This window comes from Kineococcus sp. TRM81007 (genome assembly GCF_022669155.1).
GTDB lineage: Bacteria > Actinomycetota > Actinomycetes > Actinomycetales > Kineococcaceae > Kineococcus.
Genome location: NZ_JALBVB010000034.1, coordinates 45,647 through 67,328, shown reverse-complemented (window position 1 = coordinate 67,328; position 21,682 = coordinate 45,647). Strand labels below are relative to the sequence as shown.

26 protein-coding genes and 1 pseudogene are annotated in these 21,682 nt (G+C 77.1%); 12 read left to right on the top strand and 15 right to left on the bottom strand.

What is annotated here, in order from left to right:
- Positions 1-44 precede the first annotated feature (44 nt).
- Positions 45-626 (bottom strand): TetR/AcrR family transcriptional regulator, encoded by a 582-nt coding sequence (locus MN205_RS04130; protein WP_242124569.1) that lies wholly within the window; start codon positions 624-626, stop codon positions 45-47.
- A gap of 66 nt (positions 627-692) precedes the next feature.
- Between MN205_RS04130 and MN205_RS04125 the strand changes: the two genes are divergently transcribed.
- Together MN205_RS04125 and MN205_RS04120 are read left to right on the top strand one after the other, a co-directional pair.
- Positions 693-1,136: a nitroreductase family deazaflavin-dependent oxidoreductase gene (locus tag MN205_RS04125; RefSeq protein WP_242124567.1), complete on the top strand. Its 444-nt coding sequence runs from the start codon at positions 693-695 to the stop codon at positions 1,134-1,136.
- Positions 1,133-1,594 (top strand): DUF1772 domain-containing protein, encoded by a 462-nt coding sequence (locus MN205_RS04120; RefSeq protein WP_242124565.1) that lies wholly within the window; start codon positions 1,133-1,135, stop codon positions 1,592-1,594. The genes MN205_RS04125 and MN205_RS04120 overlap by 4 nt, the downstream gene beginning before the upstream one ends.
- An 89-nt stretch (positions 1,595-1,683) precedes the next feature.
- On the opposite strand, the gene MN205_RS04115 is transcribed toward MN205_RS04120, so the two are convergent.
- Together MN205_RS04115 and MN205_RS04110 are read right to left on the bottom strand one after the other, a co-directional pair.
- Entirely contained in the window at positions 1,684-1,872 is a 189-nt protein-coding gene (locus tag MN205_RS04115; protein ID WP_242124563.1) for a hypothetical protein, read from the bottom strand.
- A gap of 460 nt (positions 1,873-2,332) precedes the next feature.
- On the bottom strand, positions 2,333-3,433 hold the full coding sequence (locus tag MN205_RS04110; protein ID WP_242124561.1) for a glutamate--cysteine ligase: 1,101 nt from the start codon (positions 3,431-3,433) through the stop codon (positions 2,333-2,335).
- A gap of 123 nt (positions 3,434-3,556) precedes the next feature.
- Between MN205_RS04110 and MN205_RS04105 the strand changes: the two genes are divergently transcribed.
- Positions 3,557-4,021 (top strand): PPOX class F420-dependent oxidoreductase, encoded by a 465-nt coding sequence (locus MN205_RS04105; RefSeq protein WP_242124559.1) that lies wholly within the window; start codon positions 3,557-3,559, stop codon positions 4,019-4,021.
- A 73-nt stretch (positions 4,022-4,094) separates the two neighbouring features.
- On the opposite strand, the gene MN205_RS21490 is transcribed toward MN205_RS04105, so the two are convergent.
- The 3 genes and pseudogenes from MN205_RS21490 to MN205_RS22255 all read right to left on the bottom strand — a co-directional run.
- Positions 4,095-4,265, bottom strand: coding sequence for a DUF1059 domain-containing protein (locus MN205_RS21490; RefSeq protein ID WP_242124557.1), 171 nt, complete (start codon positions 4,263-4,265; stop codon positions 4,095-4,097).
- Positions 4,262-4,522 (bottom strand): hypothetical protein, encoded by a 261-nt coding sequence (locus MN205_RS21485; RefSeq protein WP_242124555.1) that lies wholly within the window; start codon positions 4,520-4,522, stop codon positions 4,262-4,264. Before MN205_RS21485 ends, MN205_RS21490 begins: the two co-directional genes overlap by 4 nt.
- 164 nt (positions 4,523-4,686) lie before the next feature.
- A pseudogene (locus MN205_RS22255) lies at positions 4,687-5,256 on the bottom strand (EAL domain-containing protein); the annotation flags it as partial.
- 340 nt (positions 5,257-5,596) lie between these two features.
- Between MN205_RS22255 and MN205_RS04090 the strand changes: the two are divergent.
- Complete coding sequence (locus MN205_RS04090; protein ID WP_308220231.1) at positions 5,597-6,730, top strand: lytic transglycosylase domain-containing protein; 1,134 nt, start codon at positions 5,597-5,599, stop codon at positions 6,728-6,730.
- A 31-nt stretch (positions 6,731-6,761) separates the two neighbouring features.
- Here MN205_RS04090 and MN205_RS04085 read toward each other — a convergent pair whose 3' ends face one another.
- Together MN205_RS04085 and MN205_RS04080 are read right to left on the bottom strand one after the other, a co-directional pair.
- The gene (locus MN205_RS04085) at positions 6,762-7,490 is read right to left on the bottom strand and encodes a zf-HC2 domain-containing protein (RefSeq protein WP_242124553.1); all 729 of its coding nucleotides are present in this window, start codon (positions 7,488-7,490) and stop codon (positions 6,762-6,764) included.
- Complete coding sequence (locus tag MN205_RS04080; protein WP_242124551.1) at positions 7,490-7,996, bottom strand: sigma-70 family RNA polymerase sigma factor; 507 nt, start codon at positions 7,994-7,996, stop codon at positions 7,490-7,492. The genes MN205_RS04085 and MN205_RS04080 overlap by 1 nt, the downstream gene beginning before the upstream one ends.
- Before the next feature lie 111 nt (positions 7,997-8,107).
- Here MN205_RS04080 and MN205_RS04075 point away from each other — a divergent pair, with 111 nt between their 5' ends.
- Both MN205_RS04075 and MN205_RS04070 read left to right on the top strand, forming a co-directional pair.
- A complete protein-coding gene (locus MN205_RS04075) occupies positions 8,108-8,836 on the top strand; it encodes an aminoglycoside 3'-phosphotransferase (RefSeq protein ID WP_242124549.1) in 729 nt (242 codons plus the stop codon).
- Positions 8,837-8,857: 21 nt separating this feature from the next.
- On the top strand, positions 8,858-9,610 hold the full coding sequence (locus tag MN205_RS04070; protein WP_242124547.1) for a pyridoxal 5'-phosphate synthase: 753 nt from the start codon (positions 8,858-8,860) through the stop codon (positions 9,608-9,610).
- Between the two features lie 52 nt (positions 9,611-9,662).
- On the opposite strand, the gene MN205_RS04065 is transcribed toward MN205_RS04070, so the two are convergent.
- Positions 9,663-10,484, bottom strand: a complete 822-nt coding sequence (locus tag MN205_RS04065; RefSeq protein WP_242124545.1) for an ABC transporter ATP-binding protein — start codon at positions 10,482-10,484, stop codon at positions 9,663-9,665.
- A gap of 71 nt (positions 10,485-10,555) precedes the next feature.
- On the opposite strand from MN205_RS04065, the gene MN205_RS04060 reads away from it, so the two are divergent.
- Positions 10,556-11,356 carry a hypothetical protein gene (locus MN205_RS04060; RefSeq protein ID WP_242124543.1) on the top strand — a complete coding sequence of 267 codons (801 nt, stop codon included), beginning with the start codon at positions 10,556-10,558 and terminating at the stop codon, positions 11,354-11,356.
- Positions 11,357-11,401: 45 nt separating this feature from the next.
- Here MN205_RS04060 and MN205_RS04055 read toward each other — a convergent pair whose 3' ends face one another.
- Entirely contained in the window at positions 11,402-12,310 is a 909-nt protein-coding gene (locus tag MN205_RS04055; protein WP_242124541.1) for a LysR family transcriptional regulator ArgP, read from the bottom strand.
- 72 nt (positions 12,311-12,382) lie between these two features.
- Between MN205_RS04055 and MN205_RS04050 the strand changes: the two genes are divergently transcribed.
- Positions 12,383-13,000 carry a LysE family transporter gene (locus MN205_RS04050; RefSeq protein ID WP_242124539.1) on the top strand — a complete coding sequence of 206 codons (618 nt, stop codon included), beginning with the start codon at positions 12,383-12,385 and terminating at the stop codon, positions 12,998-13,000.
- Between the two features lie 44 nt (positions 13,001-13,044).
- Here the strand turns inward: MN205_RS04050 and MN205_RS04045 are convergent, their stop codons facing one another.
- The 3 genes from MN205_RS04045 to glgA are packed head-to-tail and all read right to left on the bottom strand — an operon-like array spanning position 13,045 to position 15,874.
- The gene (locus tag MN205_RS04045) at positions 13,045-13,578 is read right to left on the bottom strand and encodes an isoprenylcysteine carboxylmethyltransferase family protein (RefSeq protein WP_255817920.1); all 534 of its coding nucleotides are present in this window, start codon (positions 13,576-13,578) and stop codon (positions 13,045-13,047) included.
- A 5-nt stretch (positions 13,579-13,583) separates the two neighbouring features.
- Positions 13,584-14,669 (bottom strand): type III polyketide synthase, encoded by a 1,086-nt coding sequence (locus MN205_RS04040; RefSeq protein ID WP_242124535.1) that lies wholly within the window; start codon positions 14,667-14,669, stop codon positions 13,584-13,586.
- 14 nt (positions 14,670-14,683) lie between these two features.
- Positions 14,684-15,874, bottom strand: a complete 1,191-nt coding sequence (gene glgA / locus MN205_RS04035) for a glycogen synthase (protein ID WP_242124533.1) — start codon at positions 15,872-15,874, stop codon at positions 14,684-14,686.
- A gap of 122 nt (positions 15,875-15,996) precedes the next feature.
- Here glgA and glgC point away from each other — a divergent pair, with 122 nt between their 5' ends.
- The 3 genes from glgC to serB are packed head-to-tail and all read left to right on the top strand — an operon-like array spanning position 15,997 to position 19,395.
- Positions 15,997-17,238: a glucose-1-phosphate adenylyltransferase gene (gene glgC / locus MN205_RS04030; RefSeq protein WP_242124531.1), complete on the top strand. Its 1,242-nt coding sequence runs from the start codon at positions 15,997-15,999 to the stop codon at positions 17,236-17,238.
- A 49-nt stretch (positions 17,239-17,287) separates the two neighbouring features.
- Positions 17,288-18,115: an LLM class F420-dependent oxidoreductase gene (locus MN205_RS04025; RefSeq protein ID WP_242124529.1), complete on the top strand. Its 828-nt coding sequence runs from the start codon at positions 17,288-17,290 to the stop codon at positions 18,113-18,115.
- A 17-nt stretch (positions 18,116-18,132) separates the two neighbouring features.
- Complete coding sequence (gene serB / locus MN205_RS04020; protein ID WP_242124527.1) at positions 18,133-19,395, top strand: phosphoserine phosphatase SerB; 1,263 nt, start codon at positions 18,133-18,135, stop codon at positions 19,393-19,395.
- Between the two features lie 165 nt (positions 19,396-19,560).
- Here the strand turns inward: serB and fabI are convergent, their stop codons facing one another.
- Together fabI and fabG are read right to left on the bottom strand one after the other, a co-directional pair.
- Entirely contained in the window at positions 19,561-20,328 is a 768-nt protein-coding gene (gene fabI, locus MN205_RS04015; RefSeq protein WP_242124525.1) for an enoyl-ACP reductase FabI, read from the bottom strand.
- A 28-nt stretch (positions 20,329-20,356) separates the two neighbouring features.
- Positions 20,357-21,112, bottom strand: coding sequence for a 3-oxoacyl-ACP reductase FabG (fabG, locus tag MN205_RS04010; protein ID WP_242124523.1), 756 nt, complete (start codon positions 21,110-21,112; stop codon positions 20,357-20,359).
- 100 nt (positions 21,113-21,212) lie between these two features.
- Here fabG and MN205_RS04005 point away from each other — a divergent pair, with 100 nt between their 5' ends.
- On the top strand, positions 21,213-21,629 hold the full coding sequence (locus MN205_RS04005; protein WP_242124521.1) for a DUF3099 domain-containing protein: 417 nt from the start codon (positions 21,213-21,215) through the stop codon (positions 21,627-21,629).
- Positions 21,630-21,682: the final 53 nt, after the last annotated feature.

The following is a 21,682-nucleotide window of genomic DNA, read 5'->3' as shown; positions in this document are numbered from 1 at the left end:
GCTGATCACCGGTGACCTGTGCGGCGGCAGGGGCCTGGCGGGGGTCAGTGCAGCAGGGCGGCGAGCACGGCTTCCGCGTCGGCACCGGGCAGGTAGCCCAGCAGCGCGAGGGTGGCCAGGCCGTGCGCCTGGGACCACAGCGCGGCGGCGACTGCACCGGCACGGGCCCCGGCCCCACCGACCACTCCGGCCCGCACCGCGGCGGTCACGGTGTCGTGCAGCAGAGCGGAGTGGACGCGCACCAGCTCGGCGAACTCCGGTGTCGGCGGGTTCCCGGGCCGGGCGACCGCCGGGTCGAAGATCGTCAGGAACCGGGACGGACGGGTCCTGGCGTACCGGACGTAGGCCGCTCCCAGGGCCAGCAGGTCCTGGCGCGCGTCGCCGGAACCGACCGCCGCCGACTGCTCGGCGACGAACTCGCCCATCCACCGCTCGGCCAGGACGAGGACCAGCTCGCCCCGGTCGCGGAAGTGCTTGTAGGGCGCCGCGTGGCTGACGTCGGCCTCGCGGGCGAGCTCGCGCAGGCTGAAACCCCGTGAGGCGTCGGCGTCGATCATGCGCTCCGCAGCCCGCAGCAGGGTCTCGCGCAGGTTTCCGTGGTGGTAGGGCTGCACCGATGTTGTCACCGTTCACATCTTTGGGTACGGTCGTCTCGACGACAAGTTGACAATGCCAACCCGAGGGGGTCCCCCGTGTCCCGCACCTCCCGGCTGCTCAACGCCGCCCCGTCCCTCCTGCTCGCTTCGCCGGCGCACCGGGTCGTGCGCCGGCGCTGCACCCTGCTGGAGTTCACCGGCCGGCGAACGGGCCGGCACCACCGCACCCCCGTCGCCTACGTGCGCCACGGTTCCCGCGTCCTGGTCTCCACCGATTCCCCGTGGTGGCGCAACCTCCGCGAACAGCCGGCCGTCCGGGTTCGCCTGCGCGGCGACGACCGCACCGGCTCCGCGCGCCTCGTCGAGGACGCCGGCGAAGCCGCCGACGCACTGGCGACCCTGGTGCGCGCCGTCCCGGGCCGCGCGCGCCCCGCGGGCCTGTCCAGGCGCGGCGGGGTGGTGCCCCGCGAGGAGCTGCTGCGCGCGGTCACCAGCGGCGGAAGCCGCAGCATCGTCATCACCCTGGGTCCCCGGTGGTGAGCGGCGCTCAGCTGCTCGCGTTCACCGCTGTGGCCGTCACGGGGTTCACCGCCTGCGCGGAGTTCGGTTCCTACGCCTTCGTCCACCCGGTCCTGCGGCGCCTGGAGGTCCGCGCCCACATCACCGTCGAGCAGGGACTGATCCGCACCTTCGGACGCGTGATGCCGGTGCTCATGACCGTCTCACTGCTGCTGGTGATCGCGTGGGCCACCACCGCGGGGGCCGCGCCCACCGCCCTGCGTGCCGGCGCGGTCGGCGCCTGGGCGTTCGGACTGGCCACCACCGTCGCCGTCAACGTGGGGATCAACAGCCGCACCGCCGGCTGGGACCCCGCCGCGTCCCCGGACCACTGGCGCGCCGTGCGCCGACGCTGGGAGGCCTACCAGGGCATCCGCTCGTGGGCCTTCCTCATCTCCTCCCTGCTCCTCACCGCCGGCACCACCGGCCAGGTCCGGTGAGTTCCTGCCGGCCCTCGACAGGCACGAGCCGCTTCGACCCGGGCGGCACCCGCCCGGGGCCGTGCCCCTGCTCCCCGCCGGCTGTCCCGCTAGCCGACCTCACCGGCCGGAGCAGCCAGGTTCTCGCCGACCAGGACCCAGTCCTCCTCCGGCTCGGCGTCGGCGAGGTCGAAGCCGGTGGGCAGGACGAGCCCCGTGGCCGATGCGCTCGGAGTGCTGGTCCGCGCCCACACACCGGCCTCGGCGAAGCGCTCCACCGGTGCGCAGGACGCCCCCACCGCCGGGGGGGTCCTCGGCGTCCGCTCGCAGCGCCTGGACGATGCAGACCTGCTCGTGCTCGTCGAGCGCCACCCAGTACCGGGCCGTGTCCGTCTGCCCGAGGTAGCGGGCCGAGTCGGCGACCGCCCCCTCGAACAGCACCTCGCCCTCGATGGTGGGCAGCGCGTCCCGCGTGCTCGGCGGGGCGTCGAGGGCGGGGACCAGCTCCTGCGGCGAAGGGGCGGCGCACCCGCTCGCGACCAGGGCCGCGGGCACGACCAGCAGACCCCGCAGCCCTCGCTGTGGTCGCTGTCGTCGCGCCATCGCCGTCGCCCCCTCAGCCACCCCGGTCCCCGGCGACACTACCGATCCCGGCGGCGGGCCCGCCCCGGCTCACCGCCGGGGCCGCCGCCCCCGGTCGGGGGCGCACGTGCAGGCGCGCGGGGCCGTCCCGGGTCGGCGCCGAGCCCGGTGCGGCCCTCAGCCCTCCCCCGCCCGGTCCAGCGTCAGCCGCGCCGCGCCGCGCAGCATCGACGGCACACCGCCGGCGGCGACGGCGGCGCGCTGCCAGCGCGCACCGGTGCCGCGCTGGAGGACCGCGGCAGCGCCCGCGCGGACCGCGTCCTCGTCGCCGTTGCGGGCCAGGGCGGGCGCGACGTGCTCGAGCAGGTCGGCGACGACCTGCCCGGCCGGCCGCGGCGTGCCCGTCAGCGGGTGCACCAGCTCGCCGTCCACGCCGTCGCGCGCGGCGCGCCACGACGCCAGCCGCAGCACCTCCACGCCCACGTCCGGGACCGGCCGGCCGGCGCGGTGCTCGGCGACCGCCGTGTCCGCCAGGGCGCGCACCAGGGCGGCCAGGAGCACGGCGTCGTCCACGCGCAGGCACACGTCGGCCACCCGCACCTCCACCGTGGGGTAGCGCGCCGAGAGGCGGACGTCGAAGTAGACCATCCCCGGGTCCAGCGGCACCCCGGTGGCGAGCACCCGGCGCACCAGGGCGTCGTAGCCGGCGGCGTCGCCGACCGCGGAACCGGGGCCGGCGGTGGGCCAGCGGTCCCAGACCCGGGAGCGGTAGCTGGCGTGGCCGGTGTCCACGCCCTGCCAGTACGGGGAGTTGCCGCTCAGGGCCAGCAGCACCGGCGCCCACGGCCGCAGCCGGTCCAGCACCACCGCACCCTCGTCGCGGTCGGTGACGCCCACGTGCACGTGGCAGCCGCAGGTCAGCTGCTCGCGGGAGAGGAGCCCGAAGCGCTCGCGCAGCCGCTCGTAGCGGGGCCCGGGCGACAGGGTCGGCTCACCGCCGACCGGGTGGGTGCCCAGCGCCAGCAGCGCGCTGCCGCTGTCGCGGGCCGCGGCGGCCAGTTCGCGGCGCCGCCCCAGCAGGTCGGTGCGCAGCGCCGCCAGCGAGGTGTGCGGTGTGCTGCCGGTCTCGACCTGCTCGCGGTGCAGCTCGCTCTCGCCGTGCCCGGGAGCCAGCACCTGCAGCACCCGCGGGGCGTCCGGGCGCGCCGTGCCGTCGACGGGGTCGGCCAGCAGGTACTCCTCCTCCACCCCGACGGTGCGCACCCGGTCCCTCCCCACGTCGATCACGGTCCGGCGGCCAGTGCACCACGGCGGCCCGCCGCGCACCCGCTGAGCGTCCCCGGGCACGTGGACGCGGGCGCGGCGGTGGACGCGGGCGCGACGGGCGGTAGCGTGCGACACGTGCCCGCCACCGTCGCCACCACCACCCGCGTCGACCGCGACGGCCTGCTGGAGTTCGCCCGCGGTCGCCACCACGTCGTGCTGCTCACCCACCGCGCCGACGGCTCGCCGCAGATGTCGCCGGTGACCGCCGGTGTCGACGACGCGGGCCGGTTCGTGATCTCCACGTACCCCGAGCGCGCCAAGGCGGCCAACGCCCGCCGCGACGCGCGCGCCAGCGTGCTGGTGCTCTCCGACGACTTCGGCGGCGCGTGGGTGCAGGTCGACGGCACCGCGGAGGTGCTGGACCTGCCCGAGGCCCTGGAGCCGCTGGTGGAGTACTTCCGCTGCATCTCCGGCGAGCACCCCGACTGGGACGAGTACCGGGCGGCGATGACGCGGCAGGGCAAGTGCCTGCTGCGCATCACGCCCGAGCGGTGGGGGCCAGTAGCCACCGGCGGCTTCCCGGCACGCCTGGCGGACTGACCCGGCGGGCTGACCCGACGGGCTGACCCGGCGGGCTGACCCGGCGGGCCGGCACCGGGCCGGCGCCGGGCGCTCAGGCGTCGCGGATCCGCTCCTGCACCGCGCGCACCAGGTCCTCGTCCGGCTCCACGCCGTGGTCGCGGCGCGCGTGCTCCCCTACCTGCGCCCGCACCGCCTCGCGGTCCTGGCCGAGGAACTCGCGGTGGCAGCCGGGCACCACGTCCCCGCAGCGGAACGCCTTCACGCCGGCACCCCCCGCCCGGCGACCGCTCCGGTGCCCCGGACGGCACCGCCGTCCCCGTGCGCCGCGACCAGGTCCAGCACCACGTCCTCCACACCCACCACCCCCACGTAGCGGCCGGTGGCGTCGGTGCACACCAGCGGGTCGAAGCGCACCGCGGCGGGCCGGGAGACCGCCCGGGCCGCGGCCTCGGGCGCGGGGTCCTCGCTCGCCGCGCGCACGGCGCCGACGACCGTGCGGCACGTCGTGGTGCGCCGCACCAGCCGCCCGCTGGCCGCCGGGGCCCCTGCGCCCCGGGCGGGGCTGCCGAGCCCGCGCGGAGCAGCCGGCGGGCCTCCAGCGACAGCGGGACGAACCGGTCCGCGGGGCGGGCCAGCAGGTGGCCCTGCACGAGCGGGACGCCCATGGCGCGCAGCACGTCCAGCTCGGCGGGCGTCTCCACCCCCTCGGCGACCACCCAGGCGTCCAGGCGGTCGGCGCACTCGCCGAGGAAGCGCACCACCGAGCGATTGACGAGGTCGCCGTCCAGGCCGCGCACGAGCTGCGGGTCGACCTCGAGCACCTCCGGGCGCACCACCGCCATGCGCAGCAGGCCGGAGTGCCCCGTGCCCACGTCGTCGAGGGCGATGCGCGCCCCGCGCGAGCGGGGCACGGCCAGCGGGCCGGCGAGCGCGGCGACGTCGCAGTCGGTGTGCTCGGTGATCTCCAGGACCAGCGACGTGAGGTCCTGCGCGGCCAGCAGCTCCAGCACGCGGTCCTCGCCCAGCGAGGAGGGGGCGACGTTGACGGTGAGGAACGTGCCGTGCGGCAGCTGCCGGCGCAGGGGCAGCGCTGCGCGCAGCACGAGCGCGTCCAGCTCCGCGGCGCGCCCCAGCGCGCCGGCGGCCGCGAACCACTCCTCGGGCCCGTGCGCCTCCCCTCGCCCGGGGGCGAAGCGGGAGAGCACCTCGTAACCGGCCACGCGCCCGGCCGCGACGTCCACGACGGGGTGCATGACCAGGCGCAACCGCTCGGGGTGGGCGGCGAGGTCGTCCAGCCGCCGCTGCCAGCGCTCGAGGTGGCGCGGGAGGCGGCCGGTGCCGTCCGGTGCGTCCGCTGGTGCCACGTCCGCCTCCTCCCGTCGTTCCCGTGCGGGCGTCGAGACCACCCACCGGCAGGCGCTTCGGGCGAGCACAGTGTCGTGACCACATGGTCACAGCTCGTGCTGGCCCTGCGGCGGGCTCAAGGACCGGGGCCGCGGTGCCGACCCGGTGGGGGTGACAGGCACGGCGCACCGGCCCGCGGCCCCCGCGGGCGGCCCTGCCGCGAGGCGCGTCCCGCGCCGCCGCTCCCCCGTGAGCACCGCGCTGGGAGCGGCCCTGGCCGGCGCGCTCCTGGCCGGCCCGCTGCCGGCACCCACCGCCCACGCCGCTCCCGCCCTCGCCCCGGGTGCGGCGAGCAGCGCGGCCGCGACGCGCGCGGCCGAGCAGGCCCGCGCCGCCACCGAGCGGGCCGCGACCCAGGCGCAGCTCGTGGAGCAGGCCCTGCGCGAGCAGCGCAGCGCCGTGCAGCGCGCGGCGTCGGCGGCCGTCGGCGCCGAGGTGACGGCCCAGCGCGAGCGGTCCGCGGCGGTGCGAGCCCGCGACGAGGGCGCCCGCCGGGCGCGCACCCTCTACATGGGCCCGGCCCTCGGCCCGGCGGGCACCGGTGCGTACGCGCTGGTGCGCTCCCTGCTGACCGGCGCCGACCCGGCCGCGGTGCTGCGCGCGCGGGAGCTGCGCGACGAGCGTGCCCTGGCGGCCGGTGGGCGCGCCGCCGGGGACGCGGCCGGCCGCGCGTCCGCACGCGCCGCGAGCGCCGAGGCGGCGTCGGCTGCCGCGGACGCGGCCGCGGTGGACGGCGTGGGCGCCCTGCGCGAGCTCGCCGCCCGCTCCGGTGAGCTGCAGCGCGCGCTGCGCGAGGCCGAGGAGCGCGTCGGTGCCCTGGACGCGCGGGCCGCGCAGCTGCGGGCCGCCGAGGAGGCCGAGCGGGCGCTGGCCGCCGCGCGGGAGGCTGCGCGCGCGAGCGCGACCGCGGCCGCCGGCGCCACCGCCACCGTGCGAGCCGGCGGTGTGCCCGCCGACTACGCGGACCTGTACGCGCGCGCGGCGACCACCTGCCCGGGCGTGCGCCCGGCGCTGCTGCAGGCCGTCGGGCAGGTCGAGAGCGGGCACGGGCGGAACGTCGGGCCGTCCTCGGCCGGCGCGATCGGCCCGATGCAGTTCATGCCCGCCACGTTCGCCGCCTACGGGGTGGACGGGGACGGCGACGGCGACACCGACGCGTGGGACCCGGCCGACGCCGTCTTCAGCGCCGCCCGGTACCTGTGCGCCAACGGCGCCGGTGCCGGGCGCGCCGGGGAGGCGGGCGCGCTGTTCCGCTACAACCGCGCCGACTGGTACGTGGCGATGGTGCAGCGGATCGCCGACGAGCTGGACGCCGGGTCCTGAGGGCACCGCACCGCGCCCGCGCGAGCACGCGTCACCGCGTCCGCAGCACCGCCGTGCCCTGCAGGGTCTGCACCTCCACCGCGGCGATCCGCTCCAGGGTCAGCGCCGTGGCGCCGCTCAGGCGGGCGTCGCGGCCCGGCTGCGCGGTCCAGGTCCCGATCCGCTGGGCGTTGCCGTCGGTGTCGGCGACCACGAGGGCGTACGGGCGGGCGTGCCCGGCGTCGTCGGCGGCGTAGGCGCACACCAGGTCCACCTGCGTCCCCCACGCCTCCTCGGTGAGCTGCACTGTGGCCGTCAGCGGCACCGGCACCAGCTCCTGCATCCGCTGCCCGGCCTCCTCGGACGGGGCGGCGGGAGCGGAGGGACCGGCCGGCACGGGGGTGGCCGCGGGCGGGGCGGCGGGCTCCGGCAGCAGCGCCACGGCCCCGGCGGCCGCGGCCAGGCACGCGGCGGCGGCGCCGGCGGACAGGGCCAGGCGGCGACGCCGGCGGTGGGCGCGGGCGGCGCGCAGCAGCCGCGGCAGCAGGGTCCGCGGTGCGAGCGGCGGCTCGGGCGGCGCGTCGTCGGCGAGGGCGGCGACCGCAGCGGCCGGTGCGTGCGCGAGCAGGCCCGGCAGCCCCGCCAGCTCCTCCACGGCGGCGCGGCAGGACGCGCACCCGGTCAGGTGCTCCTCGAAGTCGGCGCGCTCGGCGGGCGCGAGCGCTCCCAGCACGTACGCGCCGGCGTCGACGGCGTACGGGTCCTCGGTCCCGGTGGCCATCAGCGGCTCACCCCCATCTCCTGCAGGGCCAGTCTGAGGTTCAGCAGCGCGTAGTGGGTGCGCGACTTCACGGTGCCCGCCGGCACGCCCAGGACGCGGGCGGCCTCGGCGACGGACCGGCCCCGGAAGTAGCACTCGCGCAGCACGGCGCGGTGCTCGGGCGAGAGCCGCTCCAGGGCCTGCTGCACCACCCACTGCTGCAGCACCTGCTCGGACTCGTCGAGCACGGACGTCTCCGGCACCTGCGCGTGCGCGCTCTCGCGCCGGGCGCGCGCCGAGCGGCGCTGGTCGATGACCAGCCGGCGCGCCACCGTGAACAGCCACGCCCGGTTCGAGCCGGTGGCCGGGTCCAGGGCGGCGGGGTTGCGCCACGCCCGCAGCAGCGTCTCCTGGACCACGTCCTGCGCCTCGGTGCGGTCGCCGGTCAGCGACAGGACGTAGCCGTACAGGGCGCCGGCGTGCTCGTCGTGCAGCCCCCGCAGCAGCTGCTCGTCGGCGTCGGGCACCGCGTCCTCCCTCCCGGCGGTCCGCACCGCGCCCCCGCCCACCCGGTGGAACGGCGCAGCGGCACGTCCGGTTCGGCGCGGTCGCGCCGGGCGCCCCCTACGGTGGGTCGGGTGAGCATCCCGGACGTGCCGCTGCCGGTGCCGCCGGCGGTCCGCCGCCTCGCCGGCGCAGCGCGCCCGAGCGCGGTGTGGGTCAACCAGGTGGGCGGGACGACCTTCCGCCTCGACGACGCCGACGGCACGGCCCGCTTCTGCAAGTGGGCGCCGGCCGGTGCGCCGCTGGACCTGGCCGCGGAGGTGGAGCGGCTGGCGTGGGCGGGCGCCCGCACGGCCGTGCCGCGGGTGCTGGGGCACGGGGCCGACGAGGACGGCTCGTGGCTGCTCACCGAGGCGCTGCCCGGGGAGCCGGCCGTCGCCCCGCGGTGGCTGGCGCTGCCGGGCGTGGCGGTGCCCGCGCTGGCGCGCGGCCTGCGGGCCCTGCACGAGCGGCTGCCGGTGGCGTCCTGCCCGTTCGACTGGTCGGTGCCGCACCGGCTGGCGCGGGCGGTGGGGGACGTGGCGCGGCTGGGGCCGGCACCGCCGGTGGACCGGCTGGTGGTGTGCCACGGGGACGCCTGCGCCCCGAACACGCTGCTGGGCGCCGACGGCGAGCCGGTCGCGCACGTGGACCTGGGGGGCTTGGGCGTGGCGGACCGCTGGGCGGACCTGGCGGTGGCCACGATGAGCCTGGGCTGGAACTACGGGCCGGGGTGGGAGGACGTCTTCCTGGACGCCTACGGGGTGGAGCCGGACCCGGTGCGCACCGCCTACTACCGCGGGCTCTGGGACGCCGGCCCCTGAGGACGCGGGTACGGTCGGGGCGTGACGCGCACGGCCCGGTCCTGGTCCCCCGGCGCGGCGGACGCCCCGCCGCAGCAGCCCCCCGGCGAGCCCTCCCCCGGCCACCCCGGCGGTCCGGAGGGCGGCCCGCTGCGCGAGTGGCTGCGCGGGCTGCCGCTGCTGGCGGCCGACCCGCCGCCGTTCAGCCCCGCGGACGCCCCCGCCGAGCCGCTGGAGCTGCTGGTGTCGTGGCTGCGGGAAGCGGTGGCGGCGGGGGTGCCCGAACCGCACGCGCTGACCCTGGCCACCGTCGACGCCGCCGGGCGCCCCGACGCGCGGGTGGTGGCGCTGCGGGACGTCGCCGAGTCGGCGCTGTGGGTGGCCTCCGGCGCCGGCAGCCCCAAGGGCCGTCAGCTGGAGTCGGTGCCGGTGGCGGCGCTGGTGTTCTACTGGCCGCAGCAGGGCCGGCAGGTGCGGGTGCGCGGGCGGGTGCACCCGGGTGACGAGGAGCGCGCCGCGCGCGACTTCCTGGACCGTCCCGCGCACGGGCGCGCCGAGTCGCTGCTGGACCGGCAGAGCCGCCCGCTGGACGAGACGCACCTGTCCGACGAGTTCGCCGACGTCGACGACCTGGTGCACCTGGAACCGTCGGTGGTGGCCTCCACGTGGCGGCTGTGGGGGGTGGACGCCTCCCGGGTGGAGTTCTGGCAGTCCTCCGCCGACGGCCAGCACGTGCGGCTGCGGTACTCGCGCGCCGAGCACGGCGGCTACGACCGGCAGCTCCTGCGCCCCTGAGGCACCCGCGCGGTGCGGCGCGCCCCGTCCGTGCGGGTCGCACCGGCGGCGCTCAGACGGCCAGCGCCGTCAGCCGCCCGCCGCGCCGCTCGACCGACAGCGGCAGGCCGAACGTGCGGGTCAGCAGCTCACCGGTGAGGACGTCGTCGACCGGGCCCGCGGCCACCGCGCGCCCGGCCCGCAGCAGCAGCGCGTGCGTCGTGCCCACGGGGATCTCCTCCACGTGGTGGGTGACGGTGACGGTGGTCGGGGCGGCGGGGTCGGCGGCCAGGGCGGTCAGGCGGCGCAGCAGGTCCTCGCGCCCGCCCAGGTCCAGTCCGCCGGCGGGTTCGTCGAGCAGCAGCAGCTCCGGGTCGGTCATGAGGGCGCGCGCGATCTGGGTGCGCTTGCGCTCGCCGTCGCTGAGGGTGCCGAAGGGGCGCTCCGCCAGGTGGGCGACGCCGAGGAGGTCCAGCAGCTGCAGGGCCCGCGCGTCGTCGTCAGGGTCGTAGGCCTCCCGCCAGCGGCCGGTGACGCCGTAGGCGGCGGTGACGACGACGTCGCGGACCTTCTCCGTCCCGGGCACGGAGCGGGCCAGCGCGGTGCTGGCCAGGCCGATGCGCGGGCGCAGCTCGAAGACGTCCACGCGCCCGAGCCGCTCGCCGAGGACGCGCACGGCGCCGGTGGTGGGGAACAGCCGTGCGGCGGCCACCGACAGCAGCGTGGACTTGCCGGCGCCGTTGGGGCCCAGGACCACCCAGCGCTCGCCCTCGTGCACGCGCAGGTCCACCGCGTCCAGCAGCAGGCTCGTGCCGCGGCGCACGGTGACGGCGTCGAGGCCCAGGACCTCGTCCTCGTCGGGGGCGGTCTGCGCGGCGGCGGGGGTGACGGGCACGGGGGGAACCCTAGCCAGGGCGGGGCCCCGCCGCCGCCGGGGGTGGGCGGCGCCGTCGTAGGCTGCCGCGCGTGCTGGACCTGCCCCGTTCCGCGCGGCTGGCGGCCTGGGGCACCGGTGTGCTCACCGGTGCCGCCGGGCTGGACGCCGCGGTCGCCGCGGTCGTGCGCGACGACGAACCGCACGCCGTGCGCTGGGCCGAGGGAGCGCCCGACGCGCCCGGCCCGGACCCGGCCGACGTGCGCGGCCTGCTGGGTGCGCTGACGGCGGCCGGGTGCGGCCCGCTGCTGCTGGCGCTGCCGGTGCCGGGCGACCCGCGCGGGTTGCCCGGGCCGGCGGCGGTCAACGCGGCGGCGCTGGAGGCCGGCGAGTGCGTGGTCGCCGAGCCGCCGGGCGCGCGGGGCCGCTGGGCACTGGTGCCGGAGGTGACCGAGTTCGGCTCGGTGTGGGAACCGGGCGCCTTCGTGACGTGGTCGGTGCTGGGCGCGGCGCCGCGGCGCGCGCCGGAGTCCTCCAGCGTGGCGGAGGCGGAGGCGGAGCTGCGCGGGGCGCTGGCCACCGCGACGCGGGCGCTGGCGGCGCTGGACGTGGCGCGCTGGCGCGAGGACGCCGCCGACCGCATCGCCGCGGTGCGCGACGGCGGCCTGGCCCGCGACGCCCTGCCGCCGGGCACGGCGCCGCGCGCGGCCCGGGTGCTGCAGACGGCCGCGCGCGTGCTGGCCATCGTGGAGCTGGCCGCCGAGGACGACGGCGCGGCCGTCACCAGCTTCGAGGCGACCTCCCGCGCGCAGGCGCTGCGGGAGGTCGCGCAGGTGGCGCGGCGGGCCGTGGTCGCAGCGGTCAACGCGCACGCGGAGCCGGTGCGCGCCTAGTTGCCCGGCCCCGGGGCACCGGGGGTCACTGCACCAGGCCGGGGGTCACTGCACCAGGTGGCGGCGCGCGGCGGCGGTGACGGCGGCCGCCACCCGGTCCAGCGAGGCCGAGCGCAGCTTCCACTGCTGCCAGTGGAGGACGACGTCGACCGCACCGGAGGGGTCGACGTCCACCAGTGACCCGTCGGCCTCGTCGGGACGGCTCTGCAGGTCCGGCAGCATGCCCCAGCCCAGGCCCAGGCGGACGGCGGTCAGGAAGTCCGCCGAGGAGGGCACGTGGTGCACCGGTGGCTGCGCGGCCCGCTGCGTCCCGGGCAGGCGCCGCCGCAGGTACCGGTGCTGCAGGTCGTCCTCGCGGTCGAAGACCACCACGGGGGCGCGCGCCAGGGCCTGGGCGGTGGGGCCGTCGGGGAACCACTCGCGGGCGCGGGCGGCGGCCACCAGCGGCCGGTAGCGCATGGCCCCCAGCCGGGTGACCGAGCAGCCGGACACCGGCTCGGCGTCGGTGGTGACGGCGGCCACCACCGTGCCCTCGCGCAGCAGGGACGCGGTGCGCCCCTCGTCCTCGCGGTGGATCTCGAAGCACGCGGAGCCGGCCAGCGGGGCCAGCGCGGGCAGCGCCCAGGTGGCCAGGGAGTCGGCGTTGACGGCGATCGGCAGCGTCTGCACGCCCCGCGGCGCCGGGCCGCCCGCCCCGTCGGCGTCCAGCTCGGCGAGGGTGTCGCCGGCCAGCAGCTCGACCTGGCGGGCCAGGCGCAGCAGGACCTCACCGGAGCCGGTGGGCCGCACCGGTCTGCTGCGCACCAGCAGCACCCGGCCGGTGGCGACCTCCAGGGCGCGCAGGCGCTGGCTGATCGCCGAGGGGGTCACGTGCAGGGCCCGTGCGGCGGCCTCGAAGGTGCCCCCGGACACCGCTGCGCTCAGGGCGCGCAACTGCCCCAGGTCCAGGTCCACGAACAGCGATGCTAATGGTGGGACAGGAACGTGAGCTTCTCTCCCGCCACCTCCGGTGCCTACGGTCGTCGGGTGCTCCCCGGTCTCCTCGCCGCCGCCTCCGGCCTCGGCCTCGGCCTGTCGCTGATCGTCGCGATCGGCTCGCAGAACGCCTTCGTCCTGCGCCAGGGCCTGCGCCGCCGGCACGTGGGCGCGGTGGTGCTGGTGTGCCTGCTCTCCGACGCGGTGCTCATCACCGCGGGCGTGGCCGGCGCCGGCGCCGCCGTCCGCAACCACCCCGGCCTCCTGGACGTCGTGCGGATCGCCGGCGCCGCCTTCCTGGCCGCCTACGGGTTCCTCGCGGCCCGCCGCGCGCTGCGCCCGCAGGCCCTGGACGCCACGGGCGCGGCCTCGCCGGCCTCACCTCTCGCGGCGGTGGCCACCGCCCTGGCGCTGACCTGGCTGAACCCGCACGTCTACCTGGACACCGTGGTCCTGCTCGGCTCGATCGCCCAGAGCCACCCGGGGCGCCAGTGGTGGTTCGCCGCCGGTGCGGTCCTCGCCAGCGCCGCGTGGTTCGCCGCCCTCGGGTACGGCGCGGCGCTGCTGCGCCCCCTGTTCGCCCGCCCGCGCGCCTGGCGGGTGCTCGACGCGGTGATCGCCTCGGTGATGTTCGCCCTGGCCGCGTCCCTGCTGCTGTCCACCGCCTGAGCGGCGCCCCGCGACGGGCCCGACCGCCGCGGCGCCGCCCCGCGTCAGCCCGCGGTGCGCTGCGCGGCCGGCAGCGCGGCCAGCGCCCGGTTCTCCGCCGGCAGCCGGAACCGCAGCAGCAGCACCGCGTTCAGGACGGTGAACGCCGCCGCGGTGACCCAGCAGGTGTGCACCAGCGGCAGCGCGAAGCCCTCGACGACCACGACGACGTAGTTGGGGTGCTTGAGGAACCGGTACGGCCCGCGGGTGACCAGGGGCATGCCCGGCACCACGATGACGCGGGTGTTCCACCGCCGTCCCAGCGAGCCGATGCACCACCAGCGCAGCACCTGGCTGAGCAGCGCGAGCGCCAGCATCGGCCAGCCGAGGGCGGGCAGGAACGGGCGGTCGGCGAGCGCCGCCTCGGCCAGGCAGGCCAGGAGCAGACCGGTGTGCAGCACGACCATGGGGCCGAAGTGACCGCGGCCGGTCTCGATCCCGCCGCGCGCGAAGGACCAGCGCGCGTTGCGGGTGGAGACCACCAGCTCGGCCACCCGCTCGGCACCGGTGGCCAGCACCAGGGCGGTGAACCAGGCCAGCGAGCTCACGCGGCGGCCCGCAGCAGGACCTGCTCGGTGCCCACCCCGGGCCCGACGGCCAGCACCACGGCGTGCTCGCCGGGGTGGTGCTCGGTGGCGGCGAGCACGTGCAGCACGGAGGAGCTGGAGAGGTTGCCGACCTCGCGCAGCGAGGCCCAGCTGGCGGCCAGGGCGTCCTCGGGCAGGTCCAGGGCACCGGCCACGGCCTGCAGCACCTTCGGCCCGCCGGCGTGCACCACCCAGCGCCGCACCTGCTCCACGTCCAGGTCGGCGCCGGTGAGCAGGGTGCTCACCTCGCCGCCGAGCTCGTCGGCGAGCAGGCCGGGCAGGTCCGGGGAGAGCACGATGCGCATCCCGGAGCTGCCCACGTCCCAGCCGAGGGCGTCGGCGGTGCCGGGGAACAGCCGGCTGCGCGAGTCGAGCACGTCCCACCCGGGCGTGCCCGCGGCGCGCTCGGCACCGGCCAGGACGACGGCGGCGGCGCCGTCGCCGAACAGGCCGCTGGCGACGAGGTTGGCGGTGGAGGGGTCCTCGCGCTGCAGGGTCAGCGAGCACAGCTCCACCGAGACCAGCACCCCCACCTCGCCGGGGCGGCCCAGGAGGTAGTCGGCCACCCGGGCCAGCCCGGCGGCGCCGCCGGCGCAGCCCAGCCCGAAGCTCGGCAGGCGCTTGACGTCCGGGCGCAGGCCCACCCGTCCGGCGAGCACCGCGTCCAGGGAGGGGGCCGCCACACCGGTGACGGTGGTGAACAGCAGGAAGTCCACCTCCTCCGGTGCCACGCCGGCCGTCGCGAGCGCCCCCTTCACGGAGCGCTCGGCCAGGTCGAGGCCCACCTCCGCGAACGCCGCGTTGGCGGCGGTGAAGGAGCCCAGGTGCGCGTAGCGCTCCAGGGGCAGCGCCAGGTGCCGGTGCTCCACGCCACCGGCCGCGTGCAGGCGGTGCAGCAGCTGGCGCCGCGCGCCCTCGGGGACGAGCAGGGGCGCCAGCTCGGCGGTGATCTCCGCCTGCTCGTAGCGGTGCGGCGGCAGGACCGGCTCCACCGCCACCACCCGCGGGGGCGGTGGCGCGGCGGGCGGTCGGGTGGCGGGCATGGCCCGATGCTGTCTCAGAGCACGGACTCGTACACCTCGAGAGTGCGGCGGGCGATCGCAGACCAGCTGAACGCCTCCACGGCGCGGCGCCGGCCGGCAGCGCCGCGCTCGCGGGCGCGGTCGGGGTCGGAGACGGCGTCGGTGAGGGCGGCGGCCAGGTCGGCGACGAACCGGTCGGGGTCCACCGGGGCGCCCGTGCCGTCCTGCACCTGTTCGATGGGCACCAGCCAGCCGGTCGTGCCGTCGTCGACGACCTCGGGGATGCCGCCGGTGGCGGTGCCGACGACCGCGGCGCCGCACGCCATGGCCTCGAGGTTGACGATGCCGAGCGGCTCGTACACCGACGGGCACACGAAGACGGTGGCCTGCGACAGGTGCTGCAGCAGTTCGGCGCGGCTGAGGTGCCGGTCGAGCCAGACCACGCCGGAGCGGTGCTGCTGCAGCTCGGCGACCAGCGCGGAGACCTCCGCGGCGATCTCGGGGGTGTCGGGGGCACCGGCGCACAGCACCAGCTGCACGTCCGGCGGCAGCTGCGCGGCGGCGCGCAGCAGGTGCGGCAGGCCCTTCTGGCGGGTGATGCGCCCGACGAAGACGACGCTGGGCCGGTCCGGGTCCACGCCGTTGGCGCGCACGAGGTCGCGGCCCTCGACGGGCGTCCACTCGGTGGCGTCGATGCCGTTGTGCACCACGTGCACGCGCCCGGGGTCCAGGGCCGGGTAGCTGCGCAGGATGTCCGCGCGCATCCCGGCGCTGACGGCGATCACGGCGGCGGCCGCCTCGAAGGCGGTGCGCTCGGCCCAGCTGGACAGGGCGTAGCCGCCGCCGAGCTGCTCCGCCTTCCACGGCCGCAGCGGTTCCAGGCTGTGCGCGGTGACCACGTGCGGCACCCCGTGCAGCAGCGAGGCCAGGTGGCCGGCGGTGTTGGCGTACCAGGTGTGCGAGTGCACCAGGTCCGCGCCGGCCGCGCCGGCGACCATCGGCAGGTCGACGCCCAGGGTGCGCAGGGCCGCGTTGGCGCCGGCCAGCTCCGCGACCTCGCCGTAGGCGGTGACGCCCTCCTCCTGCCGCGGGGCGCCGAAGCAGCGCACGAGCACCTCGGGGCCGCCGTCCGCGCCGCGCAGCGCCCGGACCAGCTCGGCGACGTGCACGCCGGCACCGCCGTACACCTCCGGCGGGTACTCCTTCGTCAGCAGGTCCACGCGCATGTCCGCTCCTCGTCCTCGCAGCTCGTCCACCGCACCGCCGCGGGGCCCCGCGGCGGCCACGCGCGGGATCTTCCCCCGCGTCGCCCGGGCATCGTGGCGTTCGCGGGCCTATCGTGCCCCTCGTGGCTGCTCCCAACGTCCTCGCGATCGTCCTCGCCGGCGGGGAGGGCAAGCGGCTCATGCCCCTCACGGCCGACCGGGCCAAGCCCGCGGTGCCCTTCGGCGGCACCTACCGGCTCATCGACTTCGCCCTCTCGAACCTGGTCAACGCCGGCTACCGCAAGATCGTGGTCCTGACCCAGTACAAGTCGCACAGCCTGGACCGGCACATCTCCCAGTCCTGGCGCATGTCGAACCTCTTCGGCAGCTACATCGCCTCCGTGCCGGCGCAGCAGCGCGTCGGCAAGCGCTGGTACCTCGGCAGCGCCGACGCGATCTACCAGTCGATGAACCTCATCTCCGACGAGCGTCCCGACATCGTCGTGGTCGTCGGCGCCGACCACGTGTACCGGATGGACTTCTCCCAGATGGTCGACGCGCACATCGCCTCCGGCGCGCCGTGCTCGGTGGCCGCGATCCGCCAGCCCATCTCGCTGGCCGACCAGTTCGGCGTCATCCAGACCGAGCCCGGCTCGTCCCGGATCGCGCAGTTCCTGGAGAAGCCGAAGGACCCGCAGGGCCTGGCCGACTCCCCGCACGAGGTCCTGGCCTCGATGGGCAACTACGTCTTCGACGCCGACGCGCTGGTGGACGCGGTGACCCGCGACGCCGAGGAGGAGGACTCCAAGCACGACATGGGCGGCGACATCGTGCCCGACTTCGTCGAGCGCGGCCTGGCGAACGTGTACGACTTCAAGGACAACGAGGTGCCCGGGGCCACCGACCGCGACCGCGCCTACTGGCGCGACGTGGGGACGCTGGACTCCTACTTCGAGGCCCAGATGGACCTCATCTCGGTGCTTCCGGTGTTCAACCTCTACAACTACGAGTGGCCCATCATCGCCGCGCAGGACTTCTACCCGCCGGCGAAGTTCGTGCACGGCTGGCAGGGCACCTACGGGCACGCGGTGAACTCGATCATCTCCGCCGGCACGGTCGTCTCCGGCGCCCTGGTGGAGAAGTCGGTGGTCTCGCCGAAGGTGCGGCTGGACTCGTGGGCGCACGTCAGCGAGTCGGTGCTCATGGACAACGTGCAGGTGGGCCGGCACGCGGTGGTGCAGCGCGCCATCCTCGACAAGAACGTCGTCGTGCCCGACGACGCGCGCGTGGGCGTGGACCCCGAGGAGGACCGCGCGCGCGGCTTCACCGTCACCGACTCCGGCATCACGGTCGTCGGCAAGGGGCAGACCGTCCCGCCCGGCTGACCGGCGCGCCCCTGTCGCCGGGCGGGGCGGGTGCGGCAGCATCCGTGCCATGACCTCCCCCGACCCCGCCGGCGAGCGCCCGGTCCGCATCGGCGTCCAGCTGCAGCCCCAGCACGCCACCTACCCCGCGATCCGCGCCGCCGCGGCCCGCGCGGAGGAGATGGGCCTGGACGTGGCGTTCAACTGGGACCACTTCTACCCGCTCTACGGCGACCCCGACGGGTTGCACTTCGAGTGCTGGACGATGCTCGCGGCGTGGGCGGAGGCCACCACCCGCATCGAGATCGGCGCCCTGGTCACCTGCAACAGCTACCGCAACCCGGAGCTGCTGGCGGACATGGCGCGCACCGTGGACCACGTCTCGGCCCACGACACGGGCACCGGTCGGCTGGTGCTCGGCATCGGCTCGGGCTGGTTCGAGAAGGACTACGACGAGTACGGCTACGAGTTCGGCACCGCCGGCGGGCGCCTGGACAAGCTCGCCGAGGACCTGCCGCGCATCTCCTCGCGCCTGGCGAAGCTCAACCCGGCCCCCACCCGGCGGGTCCCGGTCCTCATCGGCGGCGGCGGGGAGAAGAAGACCCTGCGCATCGTGGCCCGGCACGCGGACATCTGGCACGGCTTCGGCGACGTGGAGACCATCGCGCGCAAGCACGCGGTGCTCGACGGGCACTGCGCCGCCCTCGGCCGCGACCCGGGCGAGATCGAGCGCTCCGCCGGCGTGGACGCCGCCGACGACCCCGCCGACAAGGGCGAGGCGCTGCACGCGGTGGGCACCCGCCTGTTCACCATCGGCGTCGGCGGCCCGGACTTCGACCTGGCGCCGCTGGCGGACTGGCTGGCCTGGCGCGACGGGAAGAACGCCGTCGGTTCTTGACCGGTAGCCTTCGGCGCGTGCCCGGAACCCTCGACGCCACGGCCCCGGGCTCCGCGCCCACCACCGCCCCGGCCCTGCTGGTCACCGTCACCGGCGCCGACCGCCCCGGGGTGACGTCGGCGCTGTTCACCGCCCTCGCCGGCACGGACGCGGAGGTCCTCGACGTCGAGCAGGTCGTCGTCGGCGGGGTGCTGACCCTGGCGGTGCTCGTGGGCACCGGGGACCCGGCGGCCGTCACCGCCACCCTGGCCGGCTGGGGCGCCCCGCGCGGGCTGGACGTCACGTGCACGGTGCGCGAGCCCGCGGCGCCGGTGGTGCGCCCGCGACGGCTGCACGTGACGCTGCTGGGCGCCCCGCTGCGGCCGGCGGCGATCGCCCGCACCACCGCGGTGCTCGCCGAGCGCGGGGCCAACGTCGACCGGGTGCGGCGCATGTCGGCCACCCCGGTCACCAGCGTGGAGTTCGACGTCTCGGTGGACGCGGGCGCCGAGGAGGTCCTGGACCTGCGCCGCGCCCTGGCGGTGGAGGCGGCCCGGCACGGCCTGGACGCGGCGGTCTCCCCGGGCGGGCTGGCCCGGTTGGGCCGGCGCCTGGTCGTCATGGACGTGGACTCCACGCTGATCCGCCAGGAGGTCATCGAACTGCTGGCCGCGCACGCCGGCCGCGAGGCGGAGGTGGCCGCGGTCACCGAGCGCGCCATGCGCGGGGAGATCGACTTCGCCGCGTCGCTGCGCGAGCGGGTCGCCTGCCTGGAGGGCCTGGACGTGTCCGTCGTGGAGCGGGTGCGCGAGGCGGTGGTGCTCACCCCCGGCGCACGCACGCTGTGCCGCACCCTGCACCGCCTCGGGTTCACCCTGGCGCTGGTCTCCGGAGGGTTCCTGGAGGTCGTGGGGCCGCTGGCCGCCGAGCTGGGCATCGCGCACGTGCGCGCCAACCGGCTGCAGGTGGTGCACGGCCGGTTCACCGGGCGCCTGCTGGGCCCGGTGGTGGACCGGGCCGCCAAGGCCACCGCGCTGCGGGAGTTCGCCGCCGCGGAGGGCCTGCCGATGCACCGCACCGTGGCCGTCGGCGACGGCGCCAACGACCTGGACATGATCGGCGCGGCCGGCCTCGGCATCGCCTTCAACGCCAAGCCCGTGGTGCGCGAGCAGGCCGACGCGGCGCTGAACGTGCCCTACCTGGACGCGGTGCTGCCGCTGCTGGGCATCACCCGCGAGGACGTCGAGGACGCCGACCTGGCCGACGAGGCGCTGGCCGGGCAGGTGCCGGCCGGCCGCTGAGGGGGCCGGCCGGCGCGGGCGGGGTGTCAGCCCTCACGGGTGTCAGCCGTTGCGGCTGGCCCAGGTGGCCAGGGCGATCAGCGCGACGACGACGAGGAGCATCGCGGCGGCCACCGCCAGCAGGCGGCGGCCCCCGGAGGGCGGGGGCTCGGGCGCCACGCGCGCTCAGGACCCCATGGCGTGGAACCCGCCGTCGACGTGGATCATCTCGCCGGTGGTGGCGGGGAACCAGTCGGACATCAGCGCCAGGGCCGCGCGCGCCGGCGGCTCGGTGTTCGTCACGTCCCAGCCCAGCGGGGACCGCTCGCCCCAGGTGCCCTCGAGGGTCTCGAAGCCGGGGATGGAGGTGGCGGCGGTGGTGCGCAGCGGGCCGGCGGAGACGACGTTGACGCGCACGCCCTTCGGGCCGAGGTCGCGCGCCAGGTAGCGGGCGGTGGACTCGAACGCGGCCTTGGCCACGCCCATCCAGTCGTAGACCGGCCACGCCACGCGGGCGTCGAAGGTCAGGCCCACGACGGAGCCACCGCCGCTCATCAACGGCAGCGCGGCCACCGACAGCGACTTCAGCGAGTACGCCGAGATCTGCACCGCCGTGGCCACGCTGGACCACTCGGTGCTCAGGAAGTTGCCGCCCATGGCGTCCTTGGGCGCGAAGCCGATGGAGTGCAGCACCCCGTCCAGGCCGTCGACGTGCTCGCGCACGCGGCCCTCCAGCGCCGCGAGGTCCTCCTCGCTGGTGACGTCCAGCTCGATCACCGGTGCGGGCTTCGGCAGCCGCTTGGCGATCGTGGAGGTGATCTTCATCTGGCGCCCGAAGGACGACAGCACGACCTCCGCGCCCTCCTCCTGCGCCACGCGGGCGACCGCGAACGCGATCGAGCGGTCGGTGAGCACTCCGGTGACGAGCAGCCGCTTGCCGTCCAGCAGACCCATGGGGTTCCTCTCAGTCCTTCGGTCGGTGTCAGTGGCCCATGCCGAGGCCGCCGTCGACGGGCAGCACCGCACCGTTGACGTAGCCGGCGTCGGCGAGGAAGAGCACGGCCTGCGCGACGTCGTCGACGGCGCCGAAGCGGCCGGCGGGGATGCGGCCCTTGTAGTCGGCCTGGGTGGCCTCGGGCAGCTCGCGCGTCATGTCGGTGTCGATGAACCCGGGCGCGACGACGTTGGCGGTGATGCCGCGCCCGCCGAGCTCGCGGGCGATGGAGCGGGCCAGGCCCACCATGCCGGACTTGCTGGCGGCGTAGTTGGTCTGCCCCGGCGAGCCGTACAGGCCCACGACGCTGGAGACGAAGACGATGCGGCCGCGCTTGGCGCGCACCATGCCGCGCACGGCACGGCGAGCGCAGCGCCACGCGCCGGCGAGGTTGGTGTCGACCACGGCGTCGAAGTCGTCGTCGCCCATGCGCATCAGGAGCTGGTCGCGGGTCACGCCGGCGTTGGCGACCAGGACCTCCACGGGCCCGTGCGCGGCCTCCACCTCGGCGAACGCGGCGTCCAGCGAGGCTCCGTCGGTGACGTCGGCGCGCACCCCGAGCAGCCCCTCGGGCACCTCGCCGGAGCGGTGCGTCACCGCCACGCGGTCGCCGCGCGCGGCGAAAGCGCGGGCGACGGCCAGACCGATGCCGCGGTTGCCGCCGGTGACCAGCACGCTGCGCGGTGCGGTGGGCGGGGCACCGGCCGGGGTCCGGGGCGTGGGGTCGGTCGTGGCGTCGGGCACGGGGAGGAAAGCTAACGCATCCCCGCCGGTGCCCGGCCGCCGCCCGCGCCGGGACCGGGACCCCGGGCGCGTGTCGGACCCAGCGCTTACCGTGGACGACGTGCCTTCGCACCCCACCCCCACCGGCGGGCACACCGCTCCCGCGGAACCGCCCGGCGTCTACCGGATCACCGCCGCTCCCACCGCGCACACCGACGACCTCGGCGTGCGCTACCGCAAGTACGTCGTCTCGATGCTCGTGCGCACGGCCTGCTTCGTGCTGTTCGTGGTGATCGAGCACTGGACCCGCTGGTTCTTCGTGGCCGGCGCGGTCTTCCTCCCGTACGTGGCCGTCGTGCTCGCCAACGCGGGCCGGGAGTCCAAGGGCCCGCCGCCGGAGTCCTTCTCCGTGCCCACGGCCCCCGTGCACGAGCTGCCGGCGCTGGAGGCGCGCGTCACGTCGGTGCGCTCGCCCGGCGACGAGCACCCCGGTGCGGACGGCGGCACCCCGCACGAGCGGACCGGACGGGCTTCCTGAGGAACCCGCCGGCCACCCCGGTGCCGTCGCCCGGCGCGCCGGTGCGGTGCGAG

Bases quoted from the DNA above. Each gene is read 5' to 3' on its own strand.
- MN205_RS04085 (WP_242124553.1), bottom strand. From the start codon at position 7,490: ATGGCCACCGGGACCGAGGACCCGTACGCCGTCGACGCCGGCGCGTAC.
- MN205_RS04040 (WP_242124535.1), bottom strand. From the start codon at position 14,669: ATGCCCGCCACCCGACCGCCCGCCGCGCCACCGCCCCCGCGGGTGGTG.
- glgA (WP_242124533.1), bottom strand. From the start codon at position 15,874: ATGCGCGTGGACCTGCTGACGAAGGAGTACCCGCCGGAGGTGTACGGC.
- MN205_RS04025 (WP_242124529.1), top strand. From the start codon at position 17,288: ATGACCTCCCCCGACCCCGCCGGCGAGCGCCCGGTCCGCATCGGCGTC.
- fabI (WP_242124525.1), bottom strand. From the start codon at position 20,328: ATGGGTCTGCTGGACGGCAAGCGGCTGCTCGTCACCGGAGTGCTCACC.